The following is a 12591-nucleotide window of genomic DNA, read 5'->3' on the forward strand; positions in this document are numbered from 1 at the left end:
CTCGGTCACATGCCAGGGTTGGACGGTTACGGCATCCGCGCTCGGCTCGCCGACGCGCGCCTGTACTTGTGCACCGATGCGCGGACCGAGCGGGGTGATCTCGCGGACTTCGCCGACTCGGCGTTGTCCGGCGGGGTCGACATCATCCAGCTGCGCGACAAGAGCGCCGAAGGCGCGCCGTTGGAGGCCCGCCGAGAACTGGCGGCGCTGGAAGTGCTCGCCGAGGCGTGCGTGCGGCACGGCGCGCTGCTCGCGGTGAACGACCGCGCGGACGTGGCGCTGGCCGCCGAAGCCGACGTGCTGCACCTCGGGCAGGAGGACATCCCGGTCGGGCTCGCGCGGCGCATCGTCGGCGACGAGGTGGTGCTGGGGCGTTCCACGCACGACGTGGTGCAGGCCGACGCGGCGGCGACCGAGCCGGGCGTGGACTACTTCTGCACCGGCCCGGTGTGGACGACGCCGACGAAGCCGGGTCGTGCGGCGGCCGGGCTGGAGCTGGTGCGGCACGCCGCGGAGCACCACGGGCACGGCAGGCCGTGGTTCGCGATCGGCGGCGTCGGGCACGACAACCTCGCCGAGGCGGTCGCGGCCGGTGCCGAGCGGGCCGTGGTGGTCCGCGCGGTCACCGAGGCCGAAGACCCGCGCGCCGCCGCCGAGTCCCTCCGCGCCGGGCTCCCCGGCTGAGCCGCCCGCTGCTCTTCCGGAGTGAACGGACCGTTCGCCTGCGGCGGTCGGTCGAACGATCCGTTCGGCCGGAGAGCGGGATCAGCCGGTGAGCAGCGTGAGACCGTACGCGCCGAGGATCTCGTTGACCGGCTGGAAGTAGGTCGTGCCACCGAGGCTGCAGTTGCCGGAACCGCCCGAGGTCACCCCCTGCGCCTGATCCCCGGCCAGGAACGAACCGCCGGAGTCGCCCGGCTCGGCGCACACGTCGGTGCGGGTCAGCCCGGACACGACGCCCTGCGGGTAGCGCACCGACTGGTTCTTGGCCTGCACCGTGCCGCAGTGCCAGCCGGAGGTGGAACCGGACCGGCAGACCGACGCGCCCTCGGCGGCCTCGGCGGACCCGGCGACGCCGACGCTGCCGCCCGCGTAGTCGTTCACCAGCGGCTGCGGCGTCTCGCCGGGACCGGTCTGGACGAACGAGTAGTCGTTGTCCGGGTACGACGACCCGACGAAGGTGCCGGACGGCTGGGTGGTCGCCTCGCCCTGCTTGCCGCAGTGCCCGGCGCTGACGAAGCCGCCCTGCACCGGGAAGCCGACCGAGCAGCGGGTGCTGCCGTTGTAGTACGCGTTGCCGCCGATCACGTCGGCCAGCGGGCGCGGCGCTTCGCGCGACTCGACGACCCGCACGGCCTGCTGGTCCACCCCGGTGGAGCGCACGAACTCCGCCGCCTTCGCGGCCGAGCCGATCGCGGTGGTCAGCACCACCGAGTTGCTGGCGGAGTCGACGTACCACCCGGTCACGCCCTGCGGCGGCGCGTTCCTGTTCAGCCCGTCGGCGACCGCGCCGAGCCGGTCGGCGCCGAACCGCACGAGCTTCGCCTCGGCACCGGCCGCGCGCACCTCGTCGAGCAGGTTCGCATCGGTGACGCCGACGACCAGCTTGCCCAGACCCGCGTCGTAGTGCGAACCGCCGAACGCCGTCCCGAGCAGGTCGCGCACCGTCCGGTCGGCCCGGTTCGCGGTGCTTTCGCTGCGCAGCCGGTCCAGCGCTTGCCCGGCGGTGAGGCCGAGGTCGCGCTGCATGGCCTCCAGCTGGGTGGCCGCCTTGGCGAGCGGCGCGGGCTGCGGCGCGGCGGAGGCGGGCACGGTCAGCGCGGCGGCGGTGGCCGCCGCCAGCAGGACCGCGCCGGCCATTCTGGCCGCGAGTCTGCGTCTCATGGGGCTCCCTATCTGAAGATCCGGCGGTTCGGCTCGAAGATCCCGACGGGAGCAGTATTGGTGCGACCAGGCGCACCGCGCATCCACCTTTCGACGCATCCCACAAGAAGAATTCCCGGCGCCGAGCCCGCGATGGGCCCGGCACCGGGAATTCTCACGAAAAGCGTTCGACTCGTTACTGCGGGTTGGATTCCTGCTGCGGCACCTCGATTCGCCCGGTTTCGGACGGCTGCGGCAGTTGACCGGTGGTCCGGGGAGCCGTCGACCGCCCGGTTTCGCGAGTGGGGCTCTGCTGCGTGGTGCTGCCGCCGGTCGTTTCCGGAGCCGTCGGCACGGTGCTTTCCGAGCTGGGTTCGCTTTCCGAGGTGGGCTCCGGCGCGCTCGAAGTGCTGGGCTCGCTGGTCCCGGTCTCCGCCGGAGCGGGCTCCTGCGGTTCGGGCGGTGGACCGGGCCGCACGACCCGGCCGATGCTGGTTCCCTGATCCCCGGAAAGCGTCTTGCCGGTGATCCCTTCCCAGCCGGTGATCACGACCATGGCCAGCACGAACGCGAGCCCGCTGGTCACCGCCAGCACGCCCCAGCGCAGGCCGCGGCGGGGCGCGGGCGGGCTGACGACTTCGGTCTCGCCGGAGGGCGCGGGCTCGTGGCGCGTGGACTCGGCGGGATCAGCGCCGACACCTTCGCTGCGCGCGGTCGCGCCGTCGGCGACCGCCTGCGCATCGATCCGCCGGGTCGCGTTCGGGTCGTCGACGACCTCCTCACCACCGGGCCAGTGCATGGCGCTGCCGTACCAGCGGATCTTGCGGGTGGCGGCCTCGTCCGCGGGGCTGCTCGCGGACGATTCGCGCTGCGCAGGCGGCCGCGGCGGCTGCAGCTTTGTCAGCCCTTGGGCACCGATGCTGGTGGCGCGCTTGAGCGCGGCGCGGGCGGCGGCCGCGTTCGCCTTGTCCTTGGTGTTCTCCAGCTTCGTCTTGGTCTTCTCCAGCGACCGCTGGTAGAGCGCCCCGCCGACGGTGATGATCACGCTGGTCATCCCGGCGCCGAAGACGGTGCCCGCCACGCCGAGCTGCGAGCCGAGCAAGGCGGCGGTCACCGAGGCGAGCGCGCCTCCCGCGACCTGCGCCCCGGAGAGTTCGATCTTCTTGGACGTCCGGTCATCGGATTCGTCCCGCTTGCCCTTGTCGTTCTCCTCGGCCATGTGGCTCCCACGCACTCACACAGGTTTCCTGGACTCCCAACGTCTGATCTCGCCGACGTTCTCCTAATCGTTGCTCTTTCGTGACAACTCCCACTTCCGGTAACGAAGGCGGTGCAATCCGGCTCCGCCGAAACCGATCAAGGATGATTTCGGCATGGAATTGGTGAGCCTCGCGGACGTCCGGTCCGCACAACGGTTGATCGGCACCGCGACCGGACCATCGGCGGCGGTGCGCACGCCGTTGCTGCCGCTGCTTTCGGATGCCCGGCAGCTACTTTCCGATGCCAGTAGGCAGCTCTGGGTGAAACCGGAGAATCTGCAACCCACCGGCGCATTCAAGATCCGCGGCGCGTTGCACGCGGTGGCCGCGCTGCCACCGGACATCCGCGCGCGCGGCGTCGTCACCTACTCCAGCGGCAACCACGCCCGAGCCATCGCGCACGCCGCCCGGACCTTCGGCGTGCCCGCCACGGTCGTCGTGCCGAGCACCGCGCCCGCCGCGAAGGTGGCCGCCGCCCGCGCCCTCGGCGCCGAGATCGTGCCGGTGCAGGTCGCCGATCGGGAGGTCCGCGCGCAGGAGATCGCGGAGGGTTCCGGCGCCGCGCTGATCCCGCCGTTCGACGACCGCGCGGTCATCGCCGGGCAGGGCACCGCGGGCCTGGAGATCGCCGAGGACCTCGACGTCGACGTGGTGGTGGCGCCGATCAGCGGCGGCGGGCTGATCTCCGGGGTCGCCGCCGCGGTCAAGGCGCTCCGACCGGCGGCGAAGATCATCGGCGTGGAGCCCGAGCTGGCCGCCGACGCGCGGGCGGGCCTGCTCGCCGGGCACCGGGTGCCCTGGCCGGTCGAGGAGCGCACCCGGACCAGCGCGGACGGGCTGACCGCAGAGCCCTCCGAACTCACCTTCGCCCACCTGTCCGCGCTGGTCGACGACATCGTCACCGTCAGCGAGACCGAGATCGCGAGCACCGTGGGCGTGCTCGCGCGCGAGGCGCGGATCGTGGCCGAGCGCAGCGGGGCCGTTTCGGTCGCGGCCTGCCTGCACCGCACGCTGCCACCGGGACGCACCGCCGCGATCGTCTCCGGCGGCAACATCGACGCGGCGGACCTGGCGACCTGCCTCGATGCCGCGGACTGAGTCAGCGCTCGATGCGGCTCGCGGGCACCAGCGCTACCGAGCGGTGCCCCACCTTCAAGCGCTCCGCGGCCCGGATGCCGTCGCCGAGCGGGACCTTCCGCGCCCGGCAGGTCACCGCGATCACCGCGGACGGCGGCACGATCTCGGCGATCGAGCGGATCAGCGCCGGAATCGGATCGTCGGGAGCGCCGGACCAGCCGACCTGATCGCCGTAAGGCACGTCGGTGCAGACGATGTCCGGCGCCCGCCCGCCGAGCGCTGCTGCGGTCTGCTCCGGATCGAAGGCGTTCGCCACGGCGGTGCCGGTTCGCGGGCCGGGCTCCGATGGCAGTCCCGCGATGAGGCGGTCGGCGGCGTCGACGGCCGCCTGGTGCGAGTTCTTGCCGTGGCGCTCGGCCATCCCGGCGAGCTCCCGGCGGCGTTCGAGCAGACCGTCCCGCGAGAGCATCCGCAGGTTGCTCGCCGCCACCCCGAGCGCGTCGGGGTCCGCATCCGTGCCGAACACCGCCGCGAGCCGCTGCCGGTGCAGCAGTCCGATCGTGCTCAGCAGGTAGCCGCTGCCGCAGCACGGATCCCACAGCGTGACCCGCTCCGCCGCACCGCACAGCTGCGCCGCCCGCTGGAACACTTCACTGGCCAGCCGGACCGGGAACCCGGGGAAGCCGGGAACGGCCTTGAGCACGAACCCGCCCGCGAGGTCGCTGAAGTCGGCACGGCCGGTCTCGTAGCGGTAGCTGATCGTTGCTCCCCGAGTCAGGAAGCCGGCGGGTTCAGGCGGGCGACGAACTTGTAGCGGTCGCCGCGGTAGATGGATCGCACCCACTCGACCGGCTCGCCGTCCGCGTCGAAGGAGTGCCTGGACAGCAGCAGCATCGGCAGGCCCACGTCGGCGCCCAGCGCTTCGGCCTCCTCCGGGCTGGCCAGCGCGGTCTCGATCGTTTCGTCGGCGTGCCCGAGCGCGACGCCGAACTGCTCGCGCAGCACCCGGTACAGCGAACCGTCCTCCGCCAGCTTCGAGGTCAGCCCGCGGAACCGGGACAGCGCCAGGTGCGTGGTCTCGATGGCCATCGGCTCCGCGTCGGCCAGCCGCAGCCGCCGCAGCCGCAGCACGGTCGAGCCGGTTCGGGTGCCGAGCAGCGTGGCGAGTTCTTCGCCCGCCGGTTCCTCCACGACTTCCAGCAGGCGCGAGGTGGGCTGGCGGCCCTGCGCGCGCATGTCCTCGGTGTAGCTGGACAGCTGCAGCCGCTGCGCGACCTTGGGTTTGGCGGCGAAGGTGCCCTTGCCCTGCACCCGCAGCAGGCGGCCTTCGACGGTCAGCTCGGCCAGCGCCTGGCGCACGGTGGTGCGCGAGACGTCGAACTCGGCGGCGAGCGCGCGTTCGGTGGGGATCGGAGAGCCCGGCGGCAGGGATCGCAGCATGTCCAGCAGGTGCTGCTTCAGGCCCCAGTACTTGGGTTCGCGCTGCACGCGAACCGGGGTGTCCGCCCCGCCGGACACCGACGTTTCCAGCATCTGTCCTCCTACCCGTACCTGGGCACCGCGCACGGACCGCCCGCACGGCCGTGCGCGAAGCAGCGCCATGACTGTCCAGGATGCCTGAAGCCGTGCGCCGTCATCACGTTCTCACCAGTATTCGCATCGGGTGATCTTGGTCTGCCGACCGGGTGGCGCACCCGCGGTCCACCGGGCCAAGCTCGGTGTGCGCAGGCACGCCGCGCCCCGGCGTGCGGGCCCGATCAGCAATAATGGTCTAGACCTGGACTTCGATCGCGGAGAGGTACCCATGACCAGCCCCGGTGAGCGAATGCGCGCCGAGATCGACCAGCAGCCGCGGATCTTCGCCGAGCTGCTCGCCGCCCGCGAGCAGATCGCGGCGGTTGCCGCGACCATCGCCGAGCGCAAGCCGCGGTTCGCGCTGCTGGCCGCCCGCGGCTCCAGCGACCACGCGGCGCTGTACGCGAAATATCTGATCGAAGTCCTGCTGGAACTGCCTGCCGGGCTGGTCTCGCCATCCACCACGACGCTCTACGGTGCGCGGCCGGACCTGACCGACGTGCTGCTGCTGACGGTCAGCCAGAGCGGCGGTTCACCGGACCTGATCGAGGTCACCGCAGCGGCGCGGCGGCGCGGGGCCACCACCGTCGCGGTCACCAACACCGCCGACTCGACGCTGAACTCCACCGCGGAGCTGTCGGTGGACATCCGCGCGGGCCAGGAGCGGGCGGTCGCGGCCACCAAGACCTACAGCGCCACGCTGCTCACGCTGTACCTGCTGGTCGACGCGGTGCGCGGCGGCACGGGCAGGGATGCCGCGGAGCTGCCCGAACAGGCCTCGGATGCGCTGCGGGACAGCGAACCCGCGGTCGCCGCGGCGGTGCGCCGGTACCGCTTCGCCGAACGGCTGGTCACCACCGCGCGCGGCTACTCGCTGGCCACCGCCGCCGAAGCCGCGCTGAAACTGGCCGAGACCAGCTACCTGCCCGCTCGTTCCTACAGCGGGGCTGACCTGCTGCACGGCCCGGTGGCGGCGGTCGACTCCGAGACCGCGGTGCTCGCGGTGCGCGGGCCCGGCGAAGGCGGCGAGGCGATGCGGGAAGTGCTGAGCGCGGTCGCCGAGCGCGGCGCCGACGTGTGCGCCGTCGGCTCGGGCGACGACGATTCGATCGCGCACCGCATCCCGGTGCCGGATTGCGCCGAAGAGATCGCGCCGGTGCTGGAGATCCTTCCGGTGCAGCGGCTCGCGCTGGACCTCGCGCTGGCCCGCGGCGTCGACCCGGATCAGCCGCGCGGCCTGTCCAAGATCACCCGGACGCGCTGATCCGCGGCGGCGGGGCGCAAGCGAAGGCCCGCCTCACCGAGGGGGCGGGGTGAGGCGGGCAGCGTCAGATTACGCCGAACGGGTCATATTGACTACAGGGCTCGGTCCCCGGTCAGCGCAATTCGTAGACCTGCCGCGCGGTCCCGTCGAACACCGCCGTCCGCTCCGCCGCGGACAGTCCCTCGGTGAGCCTGGCGGCCACGTCCAGCACCTGCCCGTAGGAAGCGGCCAGCAGGCACACCGGCCAGTCCGAACCGAACATCACCCGGCCCGGGCCGAACGCCTCCAGCACCAGCTCCGCGCACGGCCGCATCGCCTCGACCTCCGGAGCACCGGCCCACTCGGCCTCGGTGACCAGGCCGGAGAGCTTGCACACGACGTTCGGGTGGCTAGCCAGCCTGCGCACCGCCGCGGCCCACGGCCGCAGCTCGCCGCCCACCGGCGGTTTGCCGCAGTGGTCCAGCACGAACGTCAGCTGCGGGAACTCGCCCGCAGCCTTGATCGCGGCGGGCAGCTGGTGCGGGCGCACCAGCAGTTCGTAGACCAGGCCGGCGTCCTCCACCGCGGCGAGCCCGGCGAGCACGTCCGGGCGGGCGAGCCACTCCGGGTCGGCTTCCCGCTCGGCCGGGTGCCGCACGCCCTTCAACCACTTCCCGGACGGGTGCAGCTGCAACGCGCCGAGCCGTTCCCGCACGTCCCGCGCGGTGAGGTCGACCCAGCCCACCACCGCGCCGATGCAGCCGACCGAGTCGGCCAGCACCAGCATCTCCGGGGTCTCCTGCGGATCGGTTGCCGTTTGCACCAGCACGGTGGTGTCGACCGAGGTGCCCTGCGCGGCCGCCCGCAGGTCGGCGGGCAGGAAATCGCGGCGCAGCGGCGCCATCTCCGGGCCGGTGATGCACGGCTGGTCGCGGACGTCGATGTCCCACAGGTGGTGATGCGCGTCGACGGTCATGCTCGCCTTTCAGGGCTTCCATCGTTGCTCCCGCGGTCCGGCCGGATGCGGCGGCCGATGCGGGCTCACGGCATTGTCCGCGGCGGCCCTCCGGCGCGGTACAAAGGTGCCCATGCTCGACCTGGTACTCGGCCTGGACATCGGCGGCACGTCCAGCCGCGCGCTCGTGGGCGATCTGCGCGGCCGGGTCGTGGGCAGCGGATCGGCAGGTGGCGGGAATCCGAACTCGCACCCGCCGCGGCAGGCGGTCGCGGAGGTGACCGCGGCCGCCGCGGCCGCGATGAACGGGCTGGAAGCGGGCTCGGTGCGCCGGGTCGTGCTGGGCATGGCCGGGATCAGCAAGATGACCGATCCGCAGGTGGCGGAGCTGTTCGACGAAGGCTGGCGCGCGCTGGACCTGCGGTGCCCGGTGCGCGTGGTCAGCGACTGCGAGGTGGCGTTCGCCGCCGGGACAGCGGCCGCCGATGGCACCGTGCTGATCGCCGGGACCGGAGCGATCGCCGCGCGCGTCGAGCGGCACCGGCAGGTCGCCACGATCGGCGGGCACGGGTGGCTGCTCGGCGATGAGGGATCGGCGTTCTGGCTGGGAAGGGAGGCCGTCCGGGCGCTGCTGCGAGCGCTGGACCGCGGCGAGCCCGTCGGGGAACTCGGCCGGGCGGTGCGCGCGGAACTGCTCGGCACCGGACCGGACGACGCGGACGCGCTGCGCAAGCAGCTCATCGCCGCGGTGAACGGGCGCGCGCCGATCGCGCTGGCCGAGCTGGCTCCGCTGGTCACGGCCGCGAGCGGGACGGATGCGGACGCGCGGGACATCGTCGCGCGCGCAGCGGCCGTGCTGGCCGACACGGCCGCCGGTGCGCGGCGGCCCGGCGAGGAGCGCGCACCGATCGTGCTCGCGGGCGGGCTCACCGCGGATGGCAACCCGGTCGGTGCTGCACTGCGCGCCGAACTGGTGCGGCGTGCCGGTTCGCCCGCCCCCGAGCTGCACGCCGCGGGACCTGGCGCGGCGGGCGCGGCTTGGCTGGCGGCGCTCGATCTCACCGGCGATGAACCCGCCCGCTACCCCGGCATCTGAGCGCATCCCGTAGATGAGCGAACGGACCGTTCGACCAATCCAGCGGGACCAACGGTCCGTTCACCGCGCTCGGCTCGCGATCCGCACACGCCGGTGATCGTGAGCGAACGGAGCGGTAGACGCTCCTACGTTGCGCAAATCCGGCGGGACGACGGGGCTCGAATGTCGGCGAACGGCGGTGCTGCCGCTACGGACACCGGCAGGCGCCCACGGGACGGCACCTCGCGGAGTCAGCTCGCGACCTGCGGATGACGCAAGCCCGGGTGCCCGGCGGGCAGCGCGCGGCGCAGCACCCACCAGCTCGCGGTGATGCACAACGCCACCAACGGCCAGGTCAGCGCCGCCTGCGCGATGCTCAGCGCGAACACGGCGTCGGCCGCCCACAGCGGGATGAACACCAGCAGCCGCGCGGTGTACTGGCCCACCCACACCCAGCTCGCCCGGTTGTAGGCGCGCACCAGTGCCGGGTCCTGCCGCCACTTGCGGCCCTGCCCGAGCACGCCGCCGAGGATCACGCCGAGCAGCGGCCAGCGGGCCGCGATGCTGATCATCCACACCAGCCCGCTCGCGGCGTTGGTGACCACCCGGATCAGGAAGTAGTCCGCGGCGTTGCCGGTGTACAACGCGACGAGCGCACCGGCCAGCACCGCGAGCAGGCTCACCAGCACCGCCGTGGGACGGGCACCGGCGCGCAGCCGCCACACCCCGATCGCCGCGGCCACCAGCACGGCGGCGGCGCCGCCCGCGGGAATCGACTCGCCACCGAGGTACCAGCCGAGGCCGAAGGCCACCGGCGGCAGGCTGGCGTCGACGGCGCTGGTACGGCCGCCGAGCAAGTTCATCAACGAATCCCGCTCGTCACCGGTCTCCGTGGCGGTGCGCGGGTTGCCGGTCTGCCGTTCCTGCGTCACGCCCCACAGCCTGCCGGACGCGAAGTCGCATGCACACCCGCCGCCCAGGCGCAACCGCGGGCTATCGCGTCACATCCCGCTGCCGCGGCCGGATCTGCGGATCGCTGGCGGGCTCGACCGGCTCACCGCAGCAGCGCCGCGAGCCGCTCGACCAGCGCTGCGCGGTCCGCCGGGGCGCAGGTCAGCGATTCCCGACCGTCCGGCGCGGTCTCGCCGAGCAACGTGAACCGGCCGAGATCGTTGTCGAACCAGGTCAGCCCGGGCTTCCCGGCCCGGCCGCGGCGCCCGGCACCGGAGACCAGGAAGTGCCCGAGCCGGGACTTCGGCCGCCCGGTGATCTCCGCCAGCTCCCGCGCGGCAGGCGCGTCGGCGCCTTCGGCCCGCAACGGCTCACCGGTCCCCGCCGCGGCGGGTGGCAGCAGGTCCGCGCACACCGCAGGCACGTCCTGCGGGTCGAGGAAGTCCATCCGCAGCCCGCGCCCGTCGAGCACGCCGACGACTCCGACCTCTCCGGTGGCCACCACTCGCGCGGCCAACCGCTGCCCGGCCCGCACGTCCAGCAGCCCGGCCGCCGCGACCGAGACCTCCGAGCCGCACAGCAGGTACAGCGCGTCCGCCACCTCCGGCTCCGGCCTGCCGTCCGCGGCCAGACCGGCCGCTTCCAGCTCGCCGAGCACCTGGTCCGGTGCGCGCCCGTGCTCGCGGGCGCGCGGCAGCTCGAACGGGTACTGCCGGATGTCCAGGTTGAGCTGCTCGGCCAGCACGTCCACGGCCGGTAGGGATAGCGCGATCGTGTCGACCATCGGGCGTCGTGTCTCACCTTCGGTGCGCCGGGCGGCGGGGGCGGGTCAGAAGTCGCGGAAGCCGGCGGGGGATTCGCCCAGCACCGGAGGCGCGACCAACCTGCCGCCGCCGTAGCCGTCGCCGTCGTCGGCCTCGACGAGGAACTGCGGGCCGCGCTCGTTCCCGCCGGACTCGCCGGGGCGGTAGCCGCCGCCCACGCTGTACTCGCGTTCGCGGCGCTCCACCGGCTCGTCCGCCGCGTGGTTCCAGGAACCGCGCGACCGTCCGGCGGAATTGGCGCCGCGCGCAGCCCCGGAACCCATCGGGCCGAACCCGCCGTCCGGTCGCGGCTGGTAGCGCGGCGACGCCGGTGCGGGTGGAGCGCTCGGCGCGGACCGATCGGCGGGAGGCAGCGGTCCCGGCTCCGGGCGGTTGGGAGGCGCAGGGCGGTTCTGCGGCTCCGGGCGGTTCGGGTGTTCCGGTCGGTTCTGCGGCTCCGGGCGGTTCGGGGGACGCGCAGGCACACCGCGGGGAGGTGACGGCGGTGCGGGCGGATGCGCTGGTGCGCCGTGCGGCGCGGGAGGCCCCGGTCTGCGGCCGTCGTCGCCGGGTGGCGCCATCAGACCGCCCGGGGCTTGCGGAGCGTCGAAGAACTCCGGACCGGGCGAGTCCGCGGACCCGGCGGGAGCGGGCGGAACCGGCTGAGGAGCCGCAACGTGCGGCGGGGCGACCGGTGCGTGCGGTTGCGGAGTCGGCGCGGGTGGTTGGGCGGGTGCGGCGGGCTGACCGTGCGGAGCAGGCTGCGCGGGTTGGGCCGGTGCAGCCGGCCCGGCGGGCTGGACAGGCGCAGCGGGCTGGACGGGTGCAGCGGGCTGAGCCGGCGGGTTCGGCTCCGGCGGCCGGTGCGCTGCCGCTCCGGGGACGCGCGGTGTCTCGGTCGTGATCTCCAGCGCCGACTGCTCGGGGCCGTCCGGCGGCATCGGCGGCCGGGCTGCGGGCAGCGGGCCGGGATGAGCCGGGTGCGGACCGGTCGAGCGTCCCGGATCCGGCGGAGCGGCCCCGGGCGGCGCAGGTCGCGCGGACCGCGCAGGCCCCGCGAGCTCCGGCGGAACCGCCCGGTTCCGCCCGCTCGGCGGACCAACCTGGTTCGGCCCACTCGGCGGACCGGCCTGATTCGGCCCGCTCGGCGGAGCGACCTGGTTCGGCCCACTCGGCGGGCCGACCTGATTCGGCCCACTCGGCGGGCCGACCTGATTCGGCCCACTCGGCGGGCCGACCTGATTCGGCCCACTCGGCGGGCCGACCTGATTCGGTCCGCTCGGCGGACCAACCTGATTCGGCCCACTCGGCGGAGCGACCTGGTTGAACCCACCCGACGCGGTGCCCGAATTCGGCGGTGCCCCGCGCGGGTCGGCCTGCGCGTTCGACGGGCCGGTCGCTCCCGGTCGGGTAGTGCGCCCAGGACCCGGATTGGGTGGCGGCGGACCGATGTTCATCGCGACCGCGTCGTCCGACGCCCCGGACCGACCATGCCTACCCGGGAGGTCCACGGTCTGATCCCCCGCGGCCGGAGCGGGATTCGGCCTGCCCGGTGGCGGCGGAATGTTCGGCGCCGGAGGGATCGGCGCACCGCCGACCGGTGCCTGCGGGACGTTCTGCGGGACACCGTGCGCCGGTCCAGGCGGGCCCGGACGCGGCGGGAGTGGCGCCCTGCCACCGCGCGGACCGCTCGGCGCGGCTCCGTGCTCCTCGTGCTGGGTTCGCTCGTGCGGAGGCTGGTCATCCGGGCCTTGTGCAGGCGAATCGGAGCGAGCCGTATCCCCGCCGAG

At 73.8% G+C, this 12591-nt stretch carries 12 protein-coding genes; 4 read left to right on the forward strand and 8 right to left on the reverse strand.

Annotated features, from left to right (window positions below; all coding sequences use genetic code 11):
* Positions 1-9: 9 nt before the first annotated feature.
* Positions 10-684, forward strand: coding sequence for a thiamine phosphate synthase (gene thiE, locus V1457_RS05645; protein ID WP_338601080.1), 675 nt, complete (start codon positions 10-12; stop codon positions 682-684).
* 81 nt (positions 685-765) lie between these two features.
* On the opposite strand, the gene V1457_RS05650 is transcribed toward thiE, so the two are convergent.
* Positions 766-1884, reverse strand: coding sequence for a S1 family peptidase (locus V1457_RS05650; RefSeq protein ID WP_200068335.1), 1119 nt, complete (start codon positions 1882-1884; stop codon positions 766-768).
* A gap of 175 nt (positions 1885-2059) precedes the next feature.
* The gene (locus V1457_RS05655) at positions 2060-3082 is read right to left on the reverse strand and encodes a hypothetical protein (RefSeq protein ID WP_338601083.1); all 1023 of its coding nucleotides are present in this window, start codon (positions 3080-3082) and stop codon (positions 2060-2062) included.
* 154 nt (positions 3083-3236) lie between these two features.
* On the opposite strand from V1457_RS05655, the gene V1457_RS05660 reads away from it, so the two are divergent.
* Positions 3237-4220, forward strand: a complete 984-nt coding sequence (locus tag V1457_RS05660) for a threonine/serine dehydratase (protein WP_338601086.1) — start codon at positions 3237-3239, stop codon at positions 4218-4220.
* A 1-nt stretch (position 4221) separates the two neighbouring features.
* On the opposite strand, the gene V1457_RS05665 is transcribed toward V1457_RS05660, so the two are convergent.
* Together V1457_RS05665 and V1457_RS05670 are read right to left on the reverse strand one after the other, a co-directional pair.
* Positions 4222-5043: an rRNA methyltransferase gene (locus tag V1457_RS05665; protein WP_338601089.1), complete on the reverse strand. Its 822-nt coding sequence runs from the start codon at positions 5041-5043 to the stop codon at positions 4222-4224.
* Positions 4974-5732: a GntR family transcriptional regulator gene (locus tag V1457_RS05670; RefSeq protein ID WP_200068332.1), complete on the reverse strand. Its 759-nt coding sequence runs from the start codon at positions 5730-5732 to the stop codon at positions 4974-4976. Before V1457_RS05670 ends, V1457_RS05665 begins: the two co-directional genes overlap by 70 nt.
* A 271-nt stretch (positions 5733-6003) precedes the next feature.
* Here V1457_RS05670 and V1457_RS05675 point away from each other — a divergent pair, with 271 nt between their 5' ends.
* The gene (locus tag V1457_RS05675) at positions 6004-7038 is read left to right on the forward strand and encodes an SIS domain-containing protein (RefSeq protein ID WP_338601093.1); all 1035 of its coding nucleotides are present in this window, start codon (positions 6004-6006) and stop codon (positions 7036-7038) included.
* A 112-nt stretch (positions 7039-7150) separates the two neighbouring features.
* Here V1457_RS05675 and V1457_RS05680 read toward each other — a convergent pair whose 3' ends face one another.
* Positions 7151-7993, reverse strand: coding sequence for an amidohydrolase (locus V1457_RS05680; RefSeq protein ID WP_200068330.1), 843 nt, complete (start codon positions 7991-7993; stop codon positions 7151-7153).
* A 112-nt stretch (positions 7994-8105) separates the two neighbouring features.
* Here V1457_RS05680 and V1457_RS05685 point away from each other — a divergent pair, with 112 nt between their 5' ends.
* Complete coding sequence (locus V1457_RS05685) at positions 8106-9068, forward strand: BadF/BadG/BcrA/BcrD ATPase family protein (protein ID WP_338601100.1); 963 nt, start codon at positions 8106-8108, stop codon at positions 9066-9068.
* Between the two features lie 230 nt (positions 9069-9298).
* Here V1457_RS05685 and V1457_RS05690 read toward each other — a convergent pair whose 3' ends face one another.
* The 3 genes from V1457_RS05690 to V1457_RS05700 form a co-directional block, all read right to left on the reverse strand.
* Positions 9299-9979, reverse strand: coding sequence for a DUF3159 domain-containing protein (locus V1457_RS05690; protein ID WP_295142230.1), 681 nt, complete (start codon positions 9977-9979; stop codon positions 9299-9301).
* Positions 9980-10101: 122 nt separating this feature from the next.
* A complete protein-coding gene (locus tag V1457_RS05695; RefSeq protein WP_338601104.1) occupies positions 10102-10782 on the reverse strand; it encodes an ESX secretion-associated protein EspG in 681 nt (226 codons plus the stop codon).
* A 45-nt stretch (positions 10783-10827) separates the two neighbouring features.
* Positions 10828-11085, reverse strand: a complete 258-nt coding sequence (locus tag V1457_RS05700) for a hypothetical protein (protein WP_200068327.1) — start codon at positions 11083-11085, stop codon at positions 10828-10830.
* Positions 11086-12591: the final 1506 nt, after the last annotated feature.

This window comes from Saccharopolyspora sp. SCSIO 74807 (assembly GCF_037023755.1).
Lineage (GTDB): Bacteria > Actinomycetota > Actinomycetes > Mycobacteriales > Pseudonocardiaceae > Saccharopolyspora_C > Saccharopolyspora_C galaxeae.

Excerpts from the sequence above, each read along its gene's own strand:
- thiE (WP_338601080.1), top strand. The coding sequence starts at position 10 with ATGCCAGGGTTGGACGGTTACGGCATCCGCGCTCGGCTCGCCGACGCG.
- V1457_RS05650 (WP_200068335.1), bottom strand. The coding sequence starts at position 1,884 with ATGAGACGCAGACTCGCGGCCAGAATGGCCGGCGCGGTCCTGCTGGCG.
- V1457_RS05655 (WP_338601083.1), bottom strand. The coding sequence starts at position 3,082 with ATGGCCGAGGAGAACGACAAGGGCAAGCGGGACGAATCCGATGACCGG.
- V1457_RS05660 (WP_338601086.1), top strand. The coding sequence starts at position 3,237 with ATGGAATTGGTGAGCCTCGCGGACGTCCGGTCCGCACAACGGTTGATC.
- V1457_RS05670 (WP_200068332.1), bottom strand. The coding sequence starts at position 5,732 with ATGCTGGAAACGTCGGTGTCCGGCGGGGCGGACACCCCGGTTCGCGTG.
- V1457_RS05675 (WP_338601093.1), top strand. The coding sequence starts at position 6,004 with ATGACCAGCCCCGGTGAGCGAATGCGCGCCGAGATCGACCAGCAGCCG.
- V1457_RS05680 (WP_200068330.1), bottom strand. The coding sequence starts at position 7,993 with ATGACCGTCGACGCGCATCACCACCTGTGGGACATCGACGTCCGCGAC.
- V1457_RS05685 (WP_338601100.1), top strand. The coding sequence starts at position 8,106 with ATGCTCGACCTGGTACTCGGCCTGGACATCGGCGGCACGTCCAGCCGC.
- V1457_RS05695 (WP_338601104.1), bottom strand. The coding sequence starts at position 10,782 with ATGGTCGACACGATCGCGCTATCCCTACCGGCCGTGGACGTGCTGGCC.
- V1457_RS05700 (WP_200068327.1), bottom strand. The coding sequence starts at position 11,085 with ATGGGTTCCGGGGCTGCGCGCGGCGCCAATTCCGCCGGACGGTCGCGC.